The sequence below is a fragment of the Caulobacter sp. BK020 genome, assembly GCF_004342605.1.
In the GTDB taxonomy this organism is placed as follows: Bacteria; Pseudomonadota; Alphaproteobacteria; order Caulobacterales; family Caulobacteraceae; genus Caulobacter.
Window position 1 is genome coordinate 131,888 of sequence record NZ_SLZL01000007.1, and the last position, 19,606, is coordinate 151,493.

At 69.6% G+C, this 19,606-nt stretch carries 22 protein-coding genes; 6 read left to right on the top strand and 16 right to left on the bottom strand.

Annotation, left to right across the window (positions count from 1 at the left end):
- The first annotated feature begins 14 nt into the window (after positions 1-14).
- Positions 15-1,145 carry a glycosyltransferase gene (locus EV278_RS10615; RefSeq protein WP_132090519.1) on the top strand — a complete coding sequence of 377 codons (1,131 nt, stop codon included), beginning with the start codon at positions 15-17 and terminating at the stop codon, positions 1,143-1,145.
- Positions 1,146-1,159: 14 nt separating this feature from the next.
- Here the strand turns inward: EV278_RS10615 and EV278_RS10620 are convergent, their stop codons facing one another.
- From EV278_RS10620 to EV278_RS10645, 6 genes are read right to left on the bottom strand one after another with little or no spacing between them, the layout of a single operon-like run.
- A complete protein-coding gene (locus EV278_RS10620) occupies positions 1,160-2,290 on the bottom strand; it encodes an FkbM family methyltransferase (RefSeq protein WP_132090522.1) in 1,131 nt (376 codons plus the stop codon).
- A gap of 23 nt (positions 2,291-2,313) precedes the next feature.
- Positions 2,314-3,138, bottom strand: a complete 825-nt coding sequence (locus EV278_RS10625) for an SDR family oxidoreductase (RefSeq protein WP_132090525.1) — start codon at positions 3,136-3,138, stop codon at positions 2,314-2,316.
- 11 nt (positions 3,139-3,149) lie between these two features.
- Positions 3,150-3,908, bottom strand: coding sequence for an SDR family NAD(P)-dependent oxidoreductase (locus tag EV278_RS10630; RefSeq protein WP_132090528.1), 759 nt, complete (start codon positions 3,906-3,908; stop codon positions 3,150-3,152).
- Complete coding sequence (locus EV278_RS10635) at positions 3,905-4,747, bottom strand: sugar phosphate isomerase/epimerase family protein (protein WP_132090531.1); 843 nt, start codon at positions 4,745-4,747, stop codon at positions 3,905-3,907. Before EV278_RS10635 ends, EV278_RS10630 begins: the two co-directional genes overlap by 4 nt.
- Complete coding sequence (locus EV278_RS10640) at positions 4,744-5,508, bottom strand: SDR family oxidoreductase (protein WP_132090534.1); 765 nt, start codon at positions 5,506-5,508, stop codon at positions 4,744-4,746. The genes EV278_RS10635 and EV278_RS10640 overlap by 4 nt, the downstream gene beginning before the upstream one ends.
- The gene (locus tag EV278_RS10645) at positions 5,502-7,292 is read right to left on the bottom strand and encodes a thiamine pyrophosphate-binding protein (RefSeq protein ID WP_132090537.1); all 1,791 of its coding nucleotides are present in this window, start codon (positions 7,290-7,292) and stop codon (positions 5,502-5,504) included. The genes EV278_RS10640 and EV278_RS10645 overlap by 7 nt, the downstream gene beginning before the upstream one ends.
- Before the next feature lie 936 nt (positions 7,293-8,228).
- On the opposite strand from EV278_RS10645, the gene EV278_RS10650 reads away from it, so the two are divergent.
- The gene (locus EV278_RS10650; protein WP_132090540.1) at positions 8,229-8,762 is read left to right on the top strand and encodes a VanZ family protein; all 534 of its coding nucleotides are present in this window, start codon (positions 8,229-8,231) and stop codon (positions 8,760-8,762) included.
- 11 nt (positions 8,763-8,773) lie between these two features.
- Here the strand turns inward: EV278_RS10650 and EV278_RS10655 are convergent, their stop codons facing one another.
- The 3 genes from EV278_RS10655 to EV278_RS10660 all read right to left on the bottom strand — a co-directional run bounded on the left by EV278_RS10655 (position 8,774) and on the right by EV278_RS10660 (position 10,183).
- Complete coding sequence (locus EV278_RS10655) at positions 8,774-9,058, bottom strand: hypothetical protein (RefSeq protein ID WP_132090542.1); 285 nt, start codon at positions 9,056-9,058, stop codon at positions 8,774-8,776.
- Between the two features lie 58 nt (positions 9,059-9,116).
- Positions 9,117-9,263 (bottom strand): hypothetical protein, encoded by a 147-nt coding sequence (locus tag EV278_RS23980; RefSeq protein ID WP_165916601.1) that lies wholly within the window; start codon positions 9,261-9,263, stop codon positions 9,117-9,119.
- A 356-nt stretch (positions 9,264-9,619) separates the two neighbouring features.
- Positions 9,620-10,183 (bottom strand): HNH endonuclease, encoded by a 564-nt coding sequence (locus EV278_RS10660; RefSeq protein WP_132090956.1) that lies wholly within the window; start codon positions 10,181-10,183, stop codon positions 9,620-9,622.
- A gap of 252 nt (positions 10,184-10,435) precedes the next feature.
- On the opposite strand from EV278_RS10660, the gene EV278_RS10665 reads away from it, so the two are divergent.
- Entirely contained in the window at positions 10,436-11,296 is an 861-nt protein-coding gene (locus EV278_RS10665; RefSeq protein WP_165916602.1) for a PD40 domain-containing protein, read from the top strand.
- 2 nt (positions 11,297-11,298) lie between these two features.
- Here the strand turns inward: EV278_RS10665 and greA are convergent, their stop codons facing one another.
- Both greA and EV278_RS24375 read right to left on the bottom strand, forming a co-directional pair.
- Entirely contained in the window at positions 11,299-11,778 is a 480-nt protein-coding gene (gene greA / locus EV278_RS10670) for a transcription elongation factor GreA (protein ID WP_132090548.1), read from the bottom strand.
- Between the two features lie 184 nt (positions 11,779-11,962).
- On the bottom strand, positions 11,963-12,073 hold the full coding sequence (locus tag EV278_RS24375) for a hypothetical protein (protein ID WP_243692155.1): 111 nt from the start codon (positions 12,071-12,073) through the stop codon (positions 11,963-11,965).
- Between the two features lie 171 nt (positions 12,074-12,244).
- On the opposite strand from EV278_RS24375, the gene EV278_RS10675 reads away from it, so the two are divergent.
- The gene (locus EV278_RS10675) at positions 12,245-12,868 is read left to right on the top strand and encodes a TetR/AcrR family transcriptional regulator (protein ID WP_132090959.1); all 624 of its coding nucleotides are present in this window, start codon (positions 12,245-12,247) and stop codon (positions 12,866-12,868) included.
- A 6-nt stretch (positions 12,869-12,874) separates the two neighbouring features.
- The gene (gene gluQRS, locus EV278_RS10680) at positions 12,875-13,714 is read left to right on the top strand and encodes a tRNA glutamyl-Q(34) synthetase GluQRS (RefSeq protein WP_132090563.1); all 840 of its coding nucleotides are present in this window, start codon (positions 12,875-12,877) and stop codon (positions 13,712-13,714) included.
- On the opposite strand, the gene EV278_RS10685 is transcribed toward gluQRS, so the two are convergent.
- The 3 genes from EV278_RS10685 to EV278_RS10695 are packed head-to-tail and all read right to left on the bottom strand — an operon-like array spanning position 13,711 to position 15,915.
- Positions 13,711-14,022: a transcriptional regulator gene (locus EV278_RS10685; protein ID WP_132090566.1), complete on the bottom strand. Its 312-nt coding sequence runs from the start codon at positions 14,020-14,022 to the stop codon at positions 13,711-13,713. The genes gluQRS and EV278_RS10685 overlap by 4 nt on opposite strands.
- A gap of 7 nt (positions 14,023-14,029) precedes the next feature.
- Positions 14,030-14,662, bottom strand: a complete 633-nt coding sequence (locus EV278_RS10690) for a hypothetical protein (protein ID WP_243692156.1) — start codon at positions 14,660-14,662, stop codon at positions 14,030-14,032.
- A 35-nt stretch (positions 14,663-14,697) separates the two neighbouring features.
- Positions 14,698-15,915, bottom strand: coding sequence for an acyltransferase (locus tag EV278_RS10695; RefSeq protein ID WP_132090572.1), 1,218 nt, complete (start codon positions 15,913-15,915; stop codon positions 14,698-14,700).
- A gap of 219 nt (positions 15,916-16,134) precedes the next feature.
- Here EV278_RS10695 and EV278_RS10700 point away from each other — a divergent pair, with 219 nt between their 5' ends.
- Positions 16,135-17,568: an alpha/beta hydrolase gene (locus tag EV278_RS10700; RefSeq protein WP_132090575.1), complete on the top strand. Its 1,434-nt coding sequence runs from the start codon at positions 16,135-16,137 to the stop codon at positions 17,566-17,568.
- Between the two features lie 892 nt (positions 17,569-18,460).
- On the opposite strand, the gene EV278_RS10705 is transcribed toward EV278_RS10700, so the two are convergent.
- Together EV278_RS10705 and EV278_RS10710 are read right to left on the bottom strand one after the other, a co-directional pair.
- Positions 18,461-19,210 (bottom strand): GNAT family N-acetyltransferase, encoded by a 750-nt coding sequence (locus tag EV278_RS10705; protein ID WP_132090578.1) that lies wholly within the window; start codon positions 19,208-19,210, stop codon positions 18,461-18,463.
- Positions 19,211-19,291: 81 nt separating this feature from the next.
- Positions 19,292-19,495, bottom strand: a complete 204-nt coding sequence (locus EV278_RS10710) for a cold-shock protein (RefSeq protein WP_007668086.1) — start codon at positions 19,493-19,495, stop codon at positions 19,292-19,294.
- Positions 19,496-19,606 lie beyond the last annotated feature (111 nt).

The window sequence follows — 19,606 nt, forward strand, 5'->3', positions numbered from 1 at the left end:
TCGCGAGAGCTTCCATGTCCAAACTCGAATGCCCCCTCGCCGACAGCCTGATCCGGCCGATCTCCCAGGAGCCGGTGCTCAGCATCGTCATCCCAAGCTACCATCGCCCCGCCGAGCTGCAGCTGACCGTGCAGACCATCGCCGACCAGCTGCAGGGCGGGCTTGAGGACAAGGTCGAACTGTTGATCAGCGACAACGGTTCGGGCGCCGAGACCGTCGAGGTAATCCGGGCCCTAGCCGAGCACTATCCGCGCCTGGGCTACATGCTCAACGCCCGGGACGAGGGCGGTTTCTTCAACTTCTTCGCGGCCCCTTGGCGAGCCCGCGGTCGCTATACGTGGGTGTTCGGGTCCGACGACGTGCTGCTGGACGGCGGCGTGGCGAGCGTCATCTCGATCCTTGAGCGCGAGAGGCCCAACTTTCTGACCCTCAACAAGCGCGCAGCCAACGCCGGGCTGACGGAGGCGCTCTACACGTCGTTGAACTCCGTGCCGGACAGGCGGTTCGACAGCTTCATCGATCTCTTCTGCGCCTTCGGCATGAACCAGCTGGCCTTCATCAGCGCCCAGATCGAAAGCACCGAAGCCGCGCGCAAACTCGATCCCGAACCGTATCTTCGCACCGACAGCCGCCACCCGCACGTGGCCGCCTATCTCGAAAAGCACGCTTTCGCCCCGAGCTACTACAGTGCGGCCAATCACTTGGTTCACCGGGTCGAGAACTCGCCGATGCTCGACTACAACGCCGGCAACTTCTTCGACTACGGCGCGACCTTCCCGCGCCTGCTGATCGAGATCTGTGAAAAAGTGGGCGCCCCCAAAGACCTGTTCGAGCGGGCCTCCGGGCATCGCCAGGTCACGAGCTACGATCCGCCTGACGTGACCTTCATCGACACCATCTTCGAAAACATCCTGCGCGGCATGTCGGCCGGCAAATATCTGAACGTCGGCCACCAACGGGCGCTGGAGTCCGTTCTGCCGCATTGCAGGCCCGACCGCATGGCCCAGTTCGCCGAACTCTGGGCCTACAACCAGCGTCTCGTCACCCTGGAGCGCAATGTGAAGAACGCCCAGGCGGCGCTGAACTTGGCCCAAAACGCCGCGCTCGAGACCTCGGGGATGTTTATGAGGTCAACCCGCTCGTAGCGCCGACCAGGCGCCTAAGCCGCCGGTTCAGCGCGGTGAAGATAAAAGATCGAGTCGTCGAACACCTGCGAATAGTGACCGAAGGCCAGGCGCCAGGTTTCCCCCGTCTCGTCCTCGACCGCGCGACGCAGCTGGGCCGGCACGGCGACCAGATCATCTGGCAGATGATAAGAAGCCGCCGCGATGCAACGGGCTCGGCGCAGCGTCTCGGCGCCGCCCGCGATCACCGCCGCCTCGGAACCCTCGACGTCCATCTTGACGTAGTCGTAGGTCTCGTCGCCCGCCAAGGCGTCCAGCGTATCGGTCCGGATGTCGCCGGCGGTGTTTTCCTCGATCACCAGCATCCCATTGAAGATGAGGCGGGCGTCCAGCCGCGTCGGATGGCTCCAGGCCGCCCCGACGAAGTTGCGATTGCGCACCCCGAGCCGGTCGGCCGTCGCGGCGATGACTGGCGCCATGGCTTCGCTGGGTTCGATGGTGAGACTGCGCGCCAGCTCGGGAAACACCGCCTTGGCGGCCGCCAGGCTATCACCGTCATAGGCGCCGATGTCGCAGAAGGACTCGATCCTCAGGTCCGCGACGGGCGGGCGCCACATCTCGCCCACGGGTCGGCGGTGAGCGAGATGTCGGACGTCCAGTGAAGCCCGATATTGCAGCACCTCCAGGAACGGCTGGCGGCAGCCTGGGTCCAGGTCGCGATAGACGGCGAAAAGAGCTTCGGCGGCGTCGGCGACGCCGTCGCTGAACGCCCGCGCCGGGCCGTACGAGTTGCGCAGGTCCAGGGCGTAGAGCCCCTCGGCCAGCGAACAGGCCTCCCGCGTCAGTTCGCTAAGAATCTCGATCTGGTTCTGGCCGGCGGCGACGATCAAGGGCAGGTCCAGGCCAAGATCGCGCGTGACCTCGAACCCATCGGCCTCGGCGCCAGCTCTCGCGGCGGCGCCGTTGTCGTAGATCACGCAGCCGATCCCCGCCGCCCTCAGCTGCAGCGCCAGGTCCTTGCCGCGCGTGCCGTAGGTGTAGACCAGCACCTCGCGCGCTCCTTCCAACCCGGCCATGCGCGGCGCCTTCGCCCGCAACGCGGCCTGGCCCGCCTGGAGGACCTCGCCGAACTGGGCGAAGGACAAGGCGGGGTCGGAAACAGGCATGGTTGAAGCGCTCCTCGAGGTCGTCACAGTATGGTCCGCCCGCCGTCGATCAGGATGTTCTGGCCGGTCATGTAGCTGGAGGCGGGCGAGCACAGGAACTGCACGGCCGACCGGTATTCCGAGACCCCGGCCATCCGCCCCATCGGGATCAGCTGGCTCAGCCGCCCGACGAAGTCGTCGGGATGGTCGTTGAACACGCCGCCCGGCGACAGGGCGTTGACCCGCACCCCCTGCCCGGCCCAGTAGCCGGCCAGGTAGCGGGTCAGGCCCACCAGCCCGGCCTTGACCACCGAATAGGTCACCGGCTTGACCGGCTGGTCGCCCTCCGCGACGCCGTCCTGGCGATAGAGGCGCTGGTCCGGCGCGATCACCGACAGGTCCGAGGCGATGTTGAGGATCACCCCGCCGCCCCGCCGCGCCATCTCAGCCCCCAGCACCCGGGCGCAAAGAAAGGCGCCCGTCAGGCCGACGGCGATCTGGAAGTCCCAGCTTTCCAGCGGGAAGTGCTCCAGGCGGCTCAGTTCCGGCCCGCCGGCGGCGGTGACCTTCGGGTCGACGGCGGCGTTGTTGACCAGCACGTCGATCGGACCGTGCGCCTTGAGAACAGCGCGGATCGAGTCCTCGGATGTGACATCGAGGGCGGCGGCCACAACGCGGTCGCGACACCCCTCCTCTATCGACGCGACGGCGGCCTGGGCCGCAGCCAAGTCGAGGTCGGTCAGGATCACCGTGGCGCCGATTTCGGCGAGAGCGGCGACATGCTCCCGACCCAGCAGCCCGCCGGCGCCGGTGACCAGGGCGGTCTTGCCGGTCAGGTCGAAGGCGGCGAGGCCGACGGGTTGCGTCATCAAAGGGCTCCTCAGGTCCGCGTCTGGCCGCCGTCGATCACCAGCACGGCGCCCGTGACGAAGGCGGCGCGTGACGAGGCCAGGAAGGTCACGGCGTCGGCCACGTCCTCCGGACGGCCCAGGACACCCTGCGGCACGTCGCGGACCAGCATGGCGGCGACCGTTTCGGGGCTTTCGGCCAACTTGCGATCCCAGGTCCCGCCTGGAAACAGGATGTTGCCGGGCGCGACGCCGTTGATACGAATCCCCTCGGCGGCGAACGGGCGCGACAGGCCGTTGATCGCGGCGTCCAGCGCGGCCTTGGCGGCGGAATAGGTCACCGGGGCGCCCAGCGCCTCGCGACCGCAGATCGACGAGACGCAGACGATCGCCCCACCGCCCTCCCGCGCCAGAAGGGGCTTCGCCGCGCCGATCAGATTGGTGGCCGTGAACAGGTTCAGCGCGATGACACGTCGCCATTCCTCCGGCGTCTCCCGACCGGGCGCCACCGAGGCGCCGGAGCCGGCGTTGGCGACCAGGACGTCCAAACGGCCGAACCGGGTTTCGACGGCGGCGACCAGACGCTCGCAATCGTCCGGGTCGGAGAGATCGGCGGCGTGGCCCCAGGCTGCGCTCCCCACCTCGGCCACGGCCGCATCGAGGCCCTCCTGTTCCCGTGCCGACAGGACCACCGTGCATCCCTCGGCCGCCAGCGTCTTGGCGATGGCCAGGCCGATGCCGCGACTTGCGCCGCCGACCAGGGCGACCTTGCCTTCCAGCTCCAGGTTCATGACCGGCCCGCCAGGTTCAGGACGAGGTCGCGATAGGTCCGCGCTGCGCCCAGGTGGTCCCCGTCGACCGCTCGCGCGGTCTGCAGGATAAGAAAGCCGTCGTAGCCGACCTCATCCAGCAGGCTGAAAACCGTCGGCAGGTCGGCGTCGCCCTGGCCCAGGGCCACGGTCGTGCCGCCCAGAACCCGGTCCTTGACGTGGACATTGATCAGGCGCGGCGCGATCAGCGGGATTTCCTCGGCCGGCGCCCACCCCAGGCTGGCGCTGTTGCCGATGTCGAAGTTGATCCCGAACGCGTCGGCGGGAAAGGCCGCGATGAACCGCGCCAACCGGACCGGCGGATAGTCGCATTCGAAGGCGATCCGCACGCCCAACTCACGCAGCAACGGGGTCAGTTGGGCCAGCCCCTCGGCCAGAGCCGCTTCCTCGCCCGGTGTCGCCACCGAGCCGTTGTCGACCAGCGGCACGACCAAGATCGAGGCGCCGACCGCCGCGCCGGCCTGGATCACGCGCGCCATCTCGTCGACCAGGGCCGTTCGAGCCGCGCCCGCCGCCTTCCAGAACGGCGCCTGCATGAAGCAGTCGCCGGTAATCGACGAGACCGCGACATCGTGGGTGGCGGACAGGGCGACGATCTGGGCCCGGCCTTCGGAGGTCATCAGCGGATTGGCGGCCAGGTCGTCGTGGTCCAGCGTCCACTCCAGCCGTGCGAAGCCCAGGTCCCGGGCCAGCGGGAACTCGTCCCGCCAGTAGGGCCAGGGGAAGGCCTGGATCTTGCCGTCGATCTGCGGCGACAGCCGGCCCTGCATGAAGCCGATGCGGCGAGCCAGGTCGCTCATGTCAGCCCCTTGGCGGTCCAGCCGCCATCGATCACCAGGTCCTGGCCGGTCATGTACCGCGACGCGTCCGAGGCCAGGAAGATCGTCGCCCCGACCAGATCCTCGACCTCGCCCCAGCGGCCCAGGCAGGTATGGCGGGCGCGGGCGGCGTGGCGTTCGGGATCGGCGAAGCTGGCGGCGGTCATGCCGGTGTGGATGTAGCCCGGAGCCAAGGCGTTGACCCGGACGCCCCGCGGCCCCAGGTCGACCGCCAGGGCCTTGGTCAGCAGCCGCAGGCCGCCCTTGGCCGCGACATAGCCGGGGTTGCCGGGAAAGCCGACCAGGCTGTTGATGCTGGTGACGTTGACGATGGATCCGCCCCCCGCTTCCCCTTGGGCCGCCATGTGCGGCGCAACCGCCAGGCAGGCCGCGTAGGCGGCGCGGAGATTGACGTCCAGCGTCGCGTCGAACGCGGCCAGCGCCTGATCCGGCGCGGCTGAAACGCTGACTCCCGCGGCGTTGACCAGCACATCGATGCGACCGTGCTCGGCGACGATCTCGGCGACCAGCGCATCCAGCCCCGCGGCCACATCGGCGGCGACATAGCGGACCGGATGGCGAAAGGGCTCGCGCGGGGCCGGCGAGCGAGCCACGCCGACGACGCTGGCGCCGGCTCCGGCCAGGCCGTCGGCCAAGGCCGCGCCGATGCCCCGCGACGCGCCGGTCACCAGGGCGACCTTGCCCTCCAGCGAGAACAGCCGGGCCAGCGCGGGGTCTACCATTGGATGTCGGACAGCGGCGTCGAGGACAGCTTGCCGTCGGGCGAGATCACCGTCTTGACCGTCGGACCCCGGGACTCGGCGCGATCGATGATCAGGTCCACGAAGATCGGTGGGGCTTCGGCGTCGAGGGTCGGCAAGAGGGCGTCCAAGGCGGCCAGGCTCTCGACACGGGCGTAGCGCAGGCCGAAGGCCGGGGCGACCTGGCCATAGTCGGGGATGAACACGCCGGACTCGCGCCCCGCCCCGCCCACCGCGCCAAAGTGGCGGCTCTGCGAGGCGTGGATCGATGTGTAGCCGTCGTTGTTCAGGACGAAGAGCACGAAGCCCTTGGGCGCATAGTGGCTGAGCGTCGCCAGTTCCTGGATGTTGAGCATCAGCCCGCCGTCGGCCTCGACGCAGATCACCCGCCGGTCGGTGGCGAAGGCCGCGCCGATTGCTTGCGGCAGGCCCAGGCCCATGGCCCCCAGCGAGGCGCCGAAGAAGCAGCGGCTGTCCTCGCCCGGGGCGAAGAAGCGGATGAAGGCTTCGATCGCCGAGCCCGATCCGGTGGGCACGAACACCTTGCCCGCCGACCAGACCGACAGGCGCCGGGCGACACCGAAGACGTTCAGGCTGTCGACGGTCAGGCGCTGGCGCTCGTCAGCCAGGTATTCGGCGCGGCGGGCCTCGCACCAGGCGCGCCAGTCGGCGGCCATGGCGCTGGACGCCGCCTGGGCGGCCTGGACGGCGGCTGGAAGGGCGGAAAGGTCGGCCTGCAGCACGCGAGTGTCCGGCAGCCCCTCGAACTTGGCCAGTTCCCCGGCGTCGACGTCGACCACCAGCCGCTCGGCCTGGGCCCCGAAGTCGTGACGCTGGAAAGCCGTGGTGCCGAGGTCCAGCCGCGCCCCCAGGAACAGCACGCGGTCGGCCTGATAGAGGATCTGGTTGGCCGACAGCGGCGCCAGGCCGCCCGGCGCGCCGAAGTTCAGCGGATGGTCCGCCGGCAACTGGTCCGCCGACAGCCATGAGAACACCGCCGGGACGCCGTGCGTCTCCAGGAAGGCGCGCACCGCCTGGCCGACCCCGGCCACGCGGCAGCCGTTGCCGACATAGACCAGAGGCCGCCGGCCGCCCAGCAGCCAGGTCAGGGCTTGCGTCAGCGAGGCGGCGTCGGACCGGTTGGCGGCCTCCTCGATCCGGTCGCGCACGGCTTGGACCGCCGCCAGCACGTCGTCCGGCGCGTAGTCGATCACCAGGTTCTGGACGTCGAGCGGCAGTTCGACGAACACCGGCCCTGGCCGACCGGTGAAGGCCTCGGTCAAGGTCTCGACCAGTTCATCGCGAAACCCCTCCGCGGTGACGCGGACGAAGCGCTTGACGCACGGGCTGACCAGGTCCCGGGAACGGACTTCCTGGGCGCCGTGGGTGCGCGTGCCGAAGCTGTCGATGTCGGCGGTCTTGACCTGGCCGGCCAGCACGATGACCGGGGCGCTGTCGCCATAGGCCGAGCACAGGCTGGTGATGGTGTTGGTCACCCCCGGCCCGGCCGTGACCACCGCCAGGCCAGCGGCCCGATAGTCGGTCGCCTTGGCGTAGCCTTCGGCGGCGCCGGCGCAGGCCTGTTCGTGCTGGTTGTAGACGGCCGTCAGTCCGGGATGGGTCGCGACCGCCCGGTTCAGGTACATCGCCATCCCGCCCGTCAGGGTGAAGGCCGCGCGGGCGCCCAGCGCCGCGGCCAGGTCCACCGCATACGAGGCGATATTGCGCTCGGCCGCTGGCCGGATCGGGGGACGGGAGGGACTCATGATGCAACCACGCCGAAAACACCTGCATAGGCGGCGGACGGCGGCGCGATCAAGGTCGCCGTTTCATCGCGTCGACTTCGACGGGAAACGCCCTAGACGCCGGGTTGATCAAGATCGCGCAGAAGCGCCGCCTCGGCGGCGCTCCGGACAGAGGTTCCCGAACGCACCTTGGCCGAATGGCGGGGCGCCTTGCGGCGGGCGATGCTGTAGACGATGGCCGGCGCCGCGGCCGGGGACAGGCGGCATGCGCCTGTCCCCAATCGTGGTCGCGACTTGGCCGCCTCACGCGGAAACCCGCTGAGCTGATGGGAAGGGTGCGAAGCGCCCGGGCCTCGCCCGGAGTAGCTTTGATGTTTTATACCGTTTCGACGAAGTTCGAGCGCTTCGCGTGGAGCCGTTATCCGGAAGCCTTCGGGTCGCGGATTTTTAACCCGCTCCGATGGAGGCCCCCGACGGGCGGAGAGTTGACGACCTCTCCGGACCGCCCGGGCGATTTCAGCCCGGGCCTGCCGCGCCCGCCGATCCCTCGCCGCCTGGGCTTCGTCCCGACCAAGGAGAACCTGCCCAGGACCGTCGCGAAAGGCTGTCACCAAAGACCACCGACAAACACTTCCCGCTCGTCCACCCCCGAAGGCCGCATCGGTCGCCGTACGTGCGCCCTCCCCGTGCCTTCAGGTGCAAGCATTATGGGGGTGGTTCTGAGCGCGCCAGCGATGGTGACGCTGATTTTTCTACAAGGCATTGAGATTGTTGATCTTGTTTTCGCCATGAGCGGGAATCCAGCCTGCTCCATCCCCGTCGAACCCGCTTGGGAACTGCGAAGAGACCTGTGGCGAGCGCCCACGGCGCCTGGTCATCTTCCGTTGACCCTGTTCCTTCACGGCTTGTACGCCAAGGCGCCCTAAGGCTTTGGGCTCATTGCGAGCCAGGAAGCCGATGCTGACGCCCAACCATGTCGTGACCACCGCCCGCGCCGTCCTGGTCGCCGGCGCCCTGACCGCCGCGGTGCTGATGCTGGGTCCCTGGCCGGGTCTGGAGCAGGTGTTCGGCCTGAGCGACAAGACGGCCCATGCCATCGCCTTCGGCGGCCTGGTCGCTGTCTCGTTCCTGGCCTTCCCGCGCATGCGCCGCAATGATCTGGCCCTGGCGGCCGTTCTGCTGGGCGCCAGTGTCGAGGTGGCCCAGATGTTCACTTCCGACCGCAGCGCCTCGATCAGCGACCTGCTGGCCGACATCGCCGGCGTGGCCGTCGTCTACCTGGCCAGCCATATCGAGAGCCTGCGGTCCCTGGCCCGCCAGCGCGGTCGGGCCAGCTTCGCCGACATCGCCGCCCAGGACCGCCGGCGTGGCGGACGCCGCCTGGCCCCGGCGATCCGGGCCGCGTTCCCGCCGCCGGCCGGCGAACCGCAGCCCGAAGGTTCGACCAGCTTCGCCGGCCGGGCGGCCCGACGCTTTCCGCGACGGGCCTGAAGACCTCTCCGTCAGGTGATGCGCTTGACGCTGACGGGGTCGCTGCCCGGGAAGCTCTCCTCCAGCCCCTCGTCGAGCAGGGCTTCCTGCCGGCTTTCGGAACACTCGACCTTCTCGGCCAGTTGATCGTGCTTTTCGCCCTCGGCCAGGGGCTTCTTGGCCTCGCGGGCGTGCGGCGCGTCGAAATGCTTGTCCTCGCGCCGCACCTTGCCCTCGCTGGCCATGTCGGCCGTCGAGGCGCTGGTGCCGTGGGTGAAGTGGCGGCCGTCTTCTTCTTTCTTATGGCCAAAGTTCATGGAGTCTCTCCCGAATTTTCGCCCGGAGGCGTCGGATAGAGAACCCGTGAAGCGGCGCCTAGGTTGCGCCCGACAGCCCGAACACCACGGACCACAGCGCGAGGTTGGCCACCGCCAGGACCGCCGTCAGCCACCGCAACCGCCGTCGAACGCACAGCGCCCGCCCGTGCTCGTGCAGCGTCGGCGCCGAAGGACTGGCAAGCATCGAATCCTCCCGTCGAGACCCCCTGTCCCTTGGATCCGCTCAGCGGCGAGTCGAGACAAGCGGAGCCGGAAGGCTTTGTTTCCTGGACATTTTTCGCGACTCGGCGGCGCGGGAAGAGGTAGGCCGACTGGGGAAATGATGCGTCCTGTTGATGGCGTCCCTCTCTTCGCCCAGTGAAAGCTCGCCTCCCCCTTTCGCCGTCATTCCGGGCCCTGTGCCCGGAACCCCTTTGTCCGCCGCAGGTGCGAAGGTGTGGCGCGCCAGCGCGCCAAGGCGCTCACGTGCAAGCTGAACCAGGGGTTCCGGGCACAGGGCCCGGAATGACGAAGGTTGGAGCGCTTTTCTGAATGCCGCCCCTACGCCTCCAGCTCGATGTCCCAGTACAGATAGTCCAGCCAGCTGGCGTGCAGGTGGCCGGGCGGGAACCGACGGCCGCGGTCCTGCAGTTCGTGCATGCTGGGGCGGCGTGCGGCGTGGAAGGGCTGCATCCCGGCCTCGCGCGGCGTGCGGCCGCCCTTGTGCAGATTGCAGGGCGCACAGGCGGTGACGATGTTCTCCCAGGTGGTCCGGCCGCCGCGCGAGCGGGGGATCACGTGGTCGAAGGTCAGGTCGTCCGGCGAGCCGCAATACTGGCAGCTGAACGCGTCGCGCAGGAACAGGTTGAAGCGGGTGAAGGCCGGGGGACGATCCTGCGGCACGTACTGCTTCAGCGACACCACGCTGGGCAGCTTCATCTCGAACGAGGGCGAATGCACCACGTGGTCGTAGGTCGAGACCACGTCGACCCGTTCCAGGAACACCGCCTTGATCACCTCCTGCCAGGGCCAGAGGGACAGCGGATAATAGCTCAGGGGCCGATAGTCGGCGTTGAGGACGAGCGCCGGCATGCCGGACGGCGGACGGGACAGCACCTGCATCAGGGCCTCCCCTCGGAGCCCGGAGGGCTCCAACGAATTTGCGAGCCGGATGGGCTCCGATGAAGCGGGTACGCGGTCGGACTGAAGACGGGCCTCCTTCCTACGCATTCTCAGGAATCGCCATTCATTCCCGAACGCAGGGAAAGGATGAGCCAACTCGGCGACAGAACCAAGACATCCTTGCATTTGCGTCCGCACTTGGCGCGCGACCGATCACGGCTATGGTCGGCGGCCGACATTTCGGAGCCTTTCGCCATGCCGCCCCCCGCCCTCGTCGCCATCGCCATGGCCCAGGCCCTGGCCACGGGCTCGCCGGCGGCCGGATCGCCCGCGCCGCTGCTGCCGGGCGTGATCGATTCGCCCGACACCGAGGTCCGCTCCGCCTTCAGCCCCGACGGCCGCTGCGTGCTGTGGGGATCGATCGGCGCGCCGAAGACGGCCTGGCGCATCCTGCAGACCTGCCGCGAGGGCGCGGACTGGTCCAAGCCGGCGGCGGTGTCGTTCGATGGTCCGGACAACGACTTCGACCCGGCGTTCTCGCCCGACGGTCGCACGGTCTATTTCTTCTCCAACCGCCCGGGCGGCCGGGGCGGCGACGACCTCTACGCGGTGGACCGCGACCCGGCGACCGGGACGTTCGGCGCGCCGCGCAACCTGGGTCCCCGCTTCAACACCCCCGGCGACGAGTGGGCGCCCTTCCCGACCGCCGACGGCAAACTGATCTTCTCGTCAGACGGCCACGGCGGCCTGGGCCATCAGGACCTCTTCGAGGGCGGCCTGGCGGGCGAGGCCCCGGCGCGCAATCTCGGTCCCGGCGTCAACGGCCCGCTGGACGACTTCGACGCGACCCTCCCGGCCGACGGCGCCACCCTGGTGTTCGCCTCGGGCGACCTGAAGGCCGAGACCCGCGTGGCCCTGCACGCCGCCCGACGCGGCGAGGACGGTCGGTTCGGCCCGCGCACGGTGCTGGCGGCGCCGGTCAACTGTTCGGAAGCGATCAACAACGGCCCCGCCGTCGATCCGAAGCGGCCGGACGTGTTGTACTATTCGGCCTTTTGCCCCACGCTGGGCCCCGGCCGGATGGACATTTTCGCGGTCCCCGTTCCGACGCGCTGAGCTCAGTCGATCGCGACGATCTCGACCTCGCCGCCGGCCACCCGGGCTGTGTCGCCGACGCCCTTGCCCAGCAGGGCCCGCGCCACCGGCGAGACGTAGGACACCGAGCCCCGGGCCGGGTCGGCCTCGTCCTCGCCGACGATGCGGAAGGTCTGGCGACGGCCGTCCTCGCGGTCGAAGGTGACGGTCCCGCCGAACTGCAGGCCCTCGACGACCGGATCGCGCTCGCGCAGCTGGGCGCTGGCCCGGCGGGCGGACCAGTAGCGCAGGTCGCGGGTGGCGCGGGCCATGGCGGTGCGGTCCTGGGCGACGTCGCCGCCGGCCTGGGCGGCGCTGTAGGCGGCGCGGGCCTGGGTCAGGGCGTCCTCGATCTGGGCCAGCCCGTCGGGCGTCACCAGGTTCGGGTGCGGCGAGATCGGGCGGTCCAGCAGGTCGGCGGCGAAGGCTTCGCTGTCGCCTTCCTTGGTGAAGGCCACGCTCATCGGCGCATCTCGCGAGTGGAGGACGAAAGGGTCATGTCTGGAAAATCCGGCCCGCCGCGGGATGTTCCGCCTCGGGAGCATCCGACCTAGGCGCGCGGGCTTCCCGGATCAAGACGTGCAAAAGCCGCCAGCGGGCAAACGCGGGCGGCTTCAAACACGTCAGGCAGAAGTCGTTCGGCGAAACCTAGATCGCGACGCCCACCAGAGCGGCGGCGACGCCGACCGCGGCGGTCAGGAAGAAGCCCACGGCCATGCGGTCGAGAAGGGTTTCGAAGGCGAAGAAGGTATTGGTCATCACACACATCCTTGAGTTTGGTGGCGAGGCGCGGTGATTTTTGAACCCGCGTCCCGGTCCGGATCGAGCCCGATCTGGACAACGCTTAGATAGCACCGATCCTAACAACGTCAAGATAATCTTTACGGCGTTAGGATGGATTTTTGAACAGGAACGGTTACAGTGTCGCAGATGACACAGACCGCCGCCTCCGAAGCCCGTCCCTACCACCACGGCGACCTCAGCCGCGCCCTGGTCGAGGCCGCGCGCCGCATCCTCGAGACCGAGGGCCCGGCGGCCTTGTCGCTGCGGGCGGTGGCGCGGGAGGCGGGGGTCAGCCCGGCCGCGCCCTATCACCACTTCAAGGACAAGGGCGAGCTGCTGGACGCCGTCGCCCACGAGGGCTGGGCGGCCCTGGACACGGCCTTGGACGCGGCGCGGCGCAAGGCGGTCGACGGCAAGGAGCGGATGACGGGCCTGGGCGTGGCCTATGTCGGCTTCGCCCGCGAGAACCCCGCCCTCTACCGGGTGATGTACGACTGCTCGCGCGACAAGGACGCCCTGCCCGAGCAGATGAAGGAGGAAGGCGCCTATTGCCAGGTGCGCAACACGATCGGCGAGCGCAGCGGCGGGACGGTCTCGCCGATCGACCTGGAACTGGCGACCATCGCCGCCTGGTGCGCCGCCCATGGCCTGGCCGAGATGGCCAGCTTCAAGCAGTTCGACGCCCTCAAGGACGCCCTGGGCGGCGAGGAGGCCTTCCTGCGCGCGGTGTTCGAACACCTGGGCATGTTCGCCAAGTTCGACCAGGCCTAGGTCCGCTTGACGTTCGCCACCCGCTTCGCCCCTTCCCCGACCGGCCTTCTGCATCGCGGCCACGCGTTCTCGGCCCTGACCGCCTTCGACGCCGCCCGGGTCGCTGGCGGCCGGTTCGTGCTGCGGATCGAGGACATCGACGCCACCCGCAGCCGGCCGGAGTTCGAGGCCGCGATCCTGGAGGACCTGGCCTGGCTGGGCCTGTCCTGGGAACAGCCGGTCCGCCGCCAGTCCAAACACCTGGCCGACTATCACCGGGCCATCGACGCCTTGCGAGACAGGGGCCTGGTCTATCGCTGCTTTCGCACCCGCAAGGAGCTGGACATCGGCCGCGCGCCGCATGAGCCGGCCCGACCCTTCGCCGGCGGTCCGCTGTCGCCCGGCGAGGAGGCCGCGCGGCTGGAGCGGGGCGAGGCCTTCGCCTGGCGGCTGTCGCTGGACGCGGCCCACCGCGCGCTGGGCGGCTTCGACCGGCTCGGCTTCGTCGAGGAGGGCGCGGGGCCGAACGGCGAGACCGGCCTGATCCGCGCTCGCCCCGAAACCGCCGGCGACATCGTCCTGGCCCGCAAGGATGTCGGGGTGGCCTATCACCTGGCCGTCGTACTGGACGACGCCCTGCAGGGGATCACCCACGTGATCCGCGGCCGGGACCTGTTCGAGGCCGCCCACATCCAGCGCCTGCTGCAGGCCCTGCTGGACCTGCCGACCCCGACCTATCGCCACCATCGCCTGCTGGTCGGTCCCGACGGCAAGCGCTACGCCAAGCGCGACCGGGCCCAGACGCTGCGGGAGCTGCGGGCGGCGGGGGTGACGCCGGCCCAGCTGCGGGCCGAGATAGGCCTCTAGCCGCCGCCCGCCTGGTCCACCAGCTGTCCCATGGCCTTAAGATAGGCCCTGAACGCCGCCCGGCCCGCCTCGGTCAGGCGCACGCGGGTCAGGGGCTTGCGGCCCACGAAGCTCTTGTCGATCGCCACGTAGCCGGCGTCCTCCAGCTTGCGCAGGTGGACCGACAGGTTGCCCTGGGTGACCTCCAGCAGGTCCTTCAGCTCGGTGAAGTCGGCCACCTCGGCGCTGGCCAGATAGGCGACGATCCCCAGCCGCACCCGGCCGTGGATGACGTCGTCCAGCCCGCTGATGTCGAACCTGCCGCTCACGCCCGCCTCAGCTCGCCGAAGCCCGCAGGGCTTGGCGCATCATCCCGAAGCCCGGGACCGCCATCAGCAGGAAGAGGCTGCCGGTGGCGATCAGCAGGTACAGGTCCGCGCACTCGATCAGCATGCCCAACGCCACGCCCGAGACCAGCCAGCCAAAGGCCACCAGCGCGGTCCACCACCGCCTGCGCAGCATGAAGATCACGTACCAGACCGCGCCCTGCAGCACGAAGACCACGGCCGGGTGGAACAGCCAGTAGTGGAAGTCCTGGTGGCGCTGGGCGGCGCTGGCGAAGACCAGGACCAGGGCCAGGTTGGCGATTCCCGCGCCAGCGAAGGCGGAATTGACGGCGCGGCTGGTCACCCCGACCGCCGGCCGCTTGCGGTCGATGACGATCACGACCGTCATAAGCACCAGGAATATCAGGGTCGGCGCCCAGGCCATGATGATGTTGGCCGCCGACGACATGCGGAGAATCCCGACCTCCTGGAGGTAGTAGCTCAGGCATTGGAGCCCGTAGAGCACCCCGGCCGAGCCGTAGAGCGCGCTGCCGGCGACCCCCATCCCGCCGCCCGGCCGGCCTTCGGCGATGGTTCGCAGGAACGTCAGGTCGTCCTGGACCGACTTGATCTCTTGGTTCAAGGGCAAGGCCCCCTTCGCTGCGGCATCATGGCCGGTCACAGGATTCGTCCCAACAACGGCATGCGGCGCAGCGCCATGGTCGTCAGCCAGCTGAGCGCCGCCGCCCCGCCGAACACCGCCAGCCCCTTGGCCAGCCCGCCCCAGGCCTGGGGCAGCAGCAGCCACGAAAGCCACGCGGTGAAGACGTAGTGGGTCAGGTACATGCCGTAGGCGTTGGCCTGCAGGCTGCGTCCGATCGGGCCGGTCTCGCGGACGAAGCGCAGGAACACCGCCAGCACGGCGAACGACAGGCTGGCGCAGGCCAGGACGAAGGCCAGGCCGCCGGCCACGTCCACCACCGGCTTGGGCGGCGGGTGGGGCGAGAAGGCGACGACGAAGACAGCCACCGCGGCGACCACCGCCGGGACCGGCAGGATCTGCCAGGCCCACCAGCGCCGGGCCAGCGCGCCCTGCGGGTCTGTCAGGCCTTGGCCGACGCCCGCCGCCCCGAACGCCAGACCGGTCAAGAAATAGACCAGGTAGTGGCCGATCCGCCCGGTCTGGACCAGGAACGGTCCCACCGTCGTCCAGTGGCCGAACGGCAGCGCCATGTTCAGCGGGACATAGGCCAGGGCGCTGGCGGCCAGCAGAACCAGGAAGGCGCGGCCGGGCCGCCGGGCGGCGTCCTGCGTCCAGCGGCCCAAGGCGGGAACGAACTTCGGAAACAGGCGGTCCAGGGCCGCGGCGACGGCGGCGAACACCAGCAGGACCCACAGGAACCAGGCCGGGCCGCTGGGCCAAAACGGCAGGCGGATCCAGGCCTGGGCGTAGGCCGCCAGCGACGGCGCGCCGCCCGACTGCAGCCAGGCGGGGTAATAGGCCATCGGCGCCAGCAGCCCCACGCCGAAGACGAACGGCACACCCAGGCGCAGGGCCCGGCCCTTCAGGAACCCGCCCGGCCCCTTGGCCTTCAGGCTCTCGGCGACGAACAGGCCCGAGACCAGGAACATCAGCGACATGAAGAACAGGTCGTTGACCAGGGTCAGCAGGCCGAAGCCGCCGAACCTCTGCAGGTCCACTACCGGAAAGGCGGTCCACAGGATCGGCGGGGCCGCGAACGCCTTCGGGGCGGGCGCGTAGGGGTGATAGGTCAGCACCGCGTGATGGGCGATGACCAGCAGGGTCAGGAAGGCGCGGACAGCGCCGATCGGCGCGTTGCGAGCCGAGGCGTCCGCCGGGACGACCGTTTCGAGGGACTTCAGAGGCGCGTGCATGGCCGGGTTCCGTTGCGATGGCCGAAGCATGGATCAACCTGTTTGTTTTGTAAACTTGTTGATGAAGAGATCTCTTTTTGGGCCGGACGCCGTTCCAGAAGCGGCGTGGCGTTGTCCCGCCATCCTTTCAACTGAGGCGTCGGCGCCGCGCCCCAAGCCCGCCCTTGCCCCCTCCCCGCCGTCATGCTCACTGCTGGGCTTCAGCACCGTGGGACTCACATGCGCAAGATGATCTGGGGCGCCGCTGTTTCCGGCGCGTTCGCCGCCCTCGCCCTGGCCGCCGGCGCCGCCCAGGCCGCCGAGCCGAAGTTCACGCCCGGACCGTGCGCCGGCGACTATTCGGGCGTGACCAACAGGATCCAGTGCGGGACTCTCACGGTCGACGAGACCCGCGGCGGGCCCAGCCCGCGCCGCGTCGCCCTGCCGGTGACCATCGTCAAGGCCAGCGCCCCCAGGCCCGGCGCGGTCCCGGTGATCTACCTGCACGGCGGCCCCGGCGGCGGGGTGGTCGAGACCATCGGCCGATCCCTGCGCGGCGTCTCGGGCCGCGAACTGATCGCCGTCGATCAGGACTGGATCTATTTCGACCAGCGCGGCGGCGGCGTCGCCTCGCCCACCCTCGACTGCGGCGGCGTGGCCCTCAACGACGCCGGCCCGTTGAGCGACGCGGCCGCCCAGCAGCTGATCGCCTGCGGCCAGCGCCTGAAGGCCTCCGGCGTCGACCTGTCGCGCTACAACGCCGAGGAGGTGGTCAAGGACATCCAGGACCTGCGCAAGACCCTGGGCCTCAAGCAGGTCGACCTGTTCGGTGTCTCGTACGGCACCCGGATCGCCCTGGACGTGGTCCAGCACGACCCGACCGGCGTGCGCGCCGTGGTGCTGGACTCGCCCTGGACGCCCGAGGCCAAGTGGGCCCAGGGCGGACCGGAGATGATCTCGGACGCGGTGAAGGTGATCTTCAAACGCTGCGCCGAGGACGCCGCCTGCAACGCCAAGTATCCGCATCCGGGCGCCGACCTGGACGGCGTGGCGACCCGGCTGCTGGCCGGCCCGGTGGTCCAGAACGGCCAGACCTACACCGCCGACCTGCTGGGCGGTTTCCTGATGGACGCCGCCTACAGCGGCCCCGACGCCCGCGCCCTGCCCGCCACGGTGGCCAAGTTCGCGGCCGGCGACCTGTCGGCCCTGGACGACACCCGGGCGGGGGCCGGCTATCGCGAGGCCCAGTTCTTCACGCACCTGTGCAAGGAGGAACTGCCGTTCGAGAGCCGGGAGGCCACCCGCAAGGGCGCCCAGCGCGATCCGGTCAGCCGGCTGGCCGAGAAGTCGTTCGACCGCCTGTTCCAGGTCTGCCAGGCCTATCCGGTCGGCAAGCCCGATCCGGTCGAGGCCCAGCCAATCTCCAGCCCGATCCCCACCCTGTTCCTGGCCGCCGAGATCGATCCCGGCTGCCCGCCGGACGTGGCCAAGGCGGCCGTCGGCCGGTTTCCCAAGGGCCAGCTGAGCATCATCCCCAACACCACCCACGGCGTCTCGCGCGGCAGCGCCTGCGCCCGCAGGATGATCCGCGGCTTCCTGGCCGACCCCACCGCCCCGATCGACCAGAGCTGCCTGCACCCGGAACACGACCGGTTCGAGTTCGATCTGGACTGAGGGGGTGGTCATTGGGGCGCCGATCACTTGTCCCCTACGGACCGCTGCGCGGTCGTCTTCCCCCGGAGGGGGAAGAGCGCTGTCGCCGGCGCCGTGCGGCTCCGCCCCCTCTGGGGGCGGACAGGCCGCGAAGCGGTCAGGTGGGGGCAAGTGTTAACAGGCACGGCTTCTCGTCCTCACGCTTCTGGCTGTGAGTGGGTGGAAAGGGTCGCGGAGCGCCGGACATCGTCCGGAGGGTTTGAGTTAAGTGTACCGTTTCGACGAAGCCAGACGCTCCGCGCGACCGTTATCCGCAAGGCCGGGGCGCGCGGGCCTTTTCCGCCCTTCACCCCACCCGGTGGTTCCTCTGGATCTGTGCACCGCATGTATCAGAGGCGGGAGTGAGCCGTTTTAAGAGGACCGGAGCGAACCCCGCGACGGGCGGGACCTTCCCAGCATGAAAGTCCCGATGGGCGAGCTTACGTCCCTCGCCCTCTGTTTAAGCGCCTCGGCTGCAAACTCACGCGCATCCGACGAGCCCCGCTCGATCGCCCCCCGCCGCCGCATCGGTCGCTGGCCATACGCCCTTTCCCTGCGTCGAGGTGAGATCAGGATAAGGGTGGTTCGGGAGGGTGAGGATCAAATCGGGTCGAAAAAGTTCAAGGCGTTGATTTGGCTGAGCTTCATCTCGGATGGGCCGAGCATAAGCCGCCGGGGACATGCACTCACGGCAAGCCCTCGGCTGATAGATCCCTGGACATCGGGTGAGTGCGTGTCCTCACCGTCACCCCCGGCGCCCGATCAGCGATCCCAGGCGACTTGCCCTGGACGAAACAGGGGACACGCACTCACGCAAAACGCCCTGCAAACTGGCCTGCGCAATGCGTGAGTGCATGTCCCCGGCGCGCGCCCCCTACTCCACCACCCAGTACCGGTAGCCGTAGGCCGGCACGAACCCCAGGCCGCTGTAGAGGCCGATGGCCGGGGCGTTGTCGGCCTCGACCTGCAGGTAGGCGCGGCGGGCGCCCAGCGCCTGGGCCTCGCCCAGCAGGGCCGCCAGGATCCGGCGGGCCAGACCCTTGCGGCGATGCCCCGGCAGGGTGCGCATGCCGAAGATCCCCGCCCATTCGCCGTCGACCGCCGTGGCGCCCAGGGCCGCGACCTCGTCGTCGATCTCCAGCCGCGCGAAGCGGGCGGGCGCGGGGATGCGGCCCAGGGCGTCCAGGCGCTCGCGGGCGTCGGCGGCGTTGCCGGCCGCGCTGGCGGTCAGCACCGCCTCGAAGGCCGGGTCGGGCGCGCCCGTCAGGATGACGGCCGCGTCGGCGGCGCCGGCGATCATTCCCGAGGCCTCGCCCACCATCACCACAGTGCCATGGGTGGGTCGGTAGCCGCGGGCCCGCAGGTGCTCGGACAGATTGGCCGGGACCACCGCTCCGTCCGACAGCTTGAAGCGGGCGGGCAGGCCGCGGGCGGCGTAGAAGGCCTCGGCCGCGGCGATGGCCTCGTCGATCGGCCGGTCCGGCTCGCCCAGCGGCCAGCAGGCGTTGATCCGCAGCGACCAGCCGTCCGAGGCGTTCAGCCGCCAGCCGCCCAGCGCCCCGCTCTGGCGCGCCGGCCAAGCGCGATCGGCGACGATTTCGAGCAGGCGGGGATCGACGGTCATCGGGTCTTCCAAAGCAGGCGGGCGCCGGCTCGTTGGAGCCGGCGCCCGCGAAACTCGCGTATCGGACGAAAGGCTCCGAGCCTAGAGCGGTTTGAGGTTGGCCGCCGCGATCTTGCCGCGCTCCTCGGCGGTGTCGAAGCTGACCTTCTGGCCTTCGTCCAGGCTGCGCAGGCCCGCGCGCTCGACGGCGCTGATATGGACGAACACGTCCTTGCCGCCGTCATCGGGCTGGATAAAGCCGAAGCCCTTGGTGCCGTTGAACCATTTCACTACGCCGGTCGCCATGGAGTGTCTCCCAGAGATGGCCGATCCAAATGCCCGGACAAGCGGGCGGGTAACAATCTCAGTCGTCCGGGTAGCGTTGGCAGCCCAAATCCAGGATTGCACGCCAGAGTG

Coding starts and splice junctions, on each gene's coding strand:
- EV278_RS10615 (WP_132090519.1), top strand. CDS start 15: ATGTCCAAACTCGAATGCCCCCTCGCCGACAGCCTGATCCGGCCGATC.
- EV278_RS10620 (WP_132090522.1), bottom strand. CDS start 2,290: ATGCCTGTTTCCGACCCCGCCTTGTCCTTCGCCCAGTTCGGCGAGGTC.
- EV278_RS10625 (WP_132090525.1), bottom strand. CDS start 3,138: ATGACGCAACCCGTCGGCCTCGCCGCCTTCGACCTGACCGGCAAGACC.
- EV278_RS10630 (WP_132090528.1), bottom strand. CDS start 3,908: ATGAACCTGGAGCTGGAAGGCAAGGTCGCCCTGGTCGGCGGCGCAAGT.
- EV278_RS10635 (WP_132090531.1), bottom strand. CDS start 4,747: ATGAGCGACCTGGCTCGCCGCATCGGCTTCATGCAGGGCCGGCTGTCG.
- EV278_RS10640 (WP_132090534.1), bottom strand. CDS start 5,508: ATGGTAGACCCCGCGCTGGCCCGGCTGTTCTCGCTGGAGGGCAAGGTC.
- EV278_RS10645 (WP_132090537.1), bottom strand. CDS start 7,292: ATGAGTCCCTCCCGTCCCCCGATCCGGCCAGCGGCCGAGCGCAATATC.
- EV278_RS10650 (WP_132090540.1), top strand. CDS start 8,229: ATGCTGACGCCCAACCATGTCGTGACCACCGCCCGCGCCGTCCTGGTC.
- EV278_RS10655 (WP_132090542.1), bottom strand. CDS start 9,058: ATGAACTTTGGCCATAAGAAAGAAGAAGACGGCCGCCACTTCACCCAC.
- EV278_RS23980 (WP_165916601.1), bottom strand. CDS start 9,263: ATGCTTGCCAGTCCTTCGGCGCCGACGCTGCACGAGCACGGGCGGGCG.
- EV278_RS10665 (WP_165916602.1), top strand. CDS start 10,436: ATGCCGCCCCCCGCCCTCGTCGCCATCGCCATGGCCCAGGCCCTGGCC.
- greA (WP_132090548.1), bottom strand. CDS start 11,778: ATGAGCGTGGCCTTCACCAAGGAAGGCGACAGCGAAGCCTTCGCCGCC.
- EV278_RS24375 (WP_243692155.1), bottom strand. CDS start 12,073: ATGACCAATACCTTCTTCGCCTTCGAAACCCTTCTCGACCGCATGGCC.
- EV278_RS10675 (WP_132090959.1), top strand. CDS start 12,245: ATGACACAGACCGCCGCCTCCGAAGCCCGTCCCTACCACCACGGCGAC.
- EV278_RS10695 (WP_132090572.1), bottom strand. CDS start 15,915: ATGCACGCGCCTCTGAAGTCCCTCGAAACGGTCGTCCCGGCGGACGCC.
- EV278_RS10700 (WP_132090575.1), top strand. CDS start 16,135: ATGCGCAAGATGATCTGGGGCGCCGCTGTTTCCGGCGCGTTCGCCGCC.
- EV278_RS10705 (WP_132090578.1), bottom strand. CDS start 19,210: ATGACCGTCGATCCCCGCCTGCTCGAAATCGTCGCCGATCGCGCTTGG.
- EV278_RS10710 (WP_007668086.1), bottom strand. CDS start 19,495: ATGGCGACCGGCGTAGTGAAATGGTTCAACGGCACCAAGGGCTTCGGC.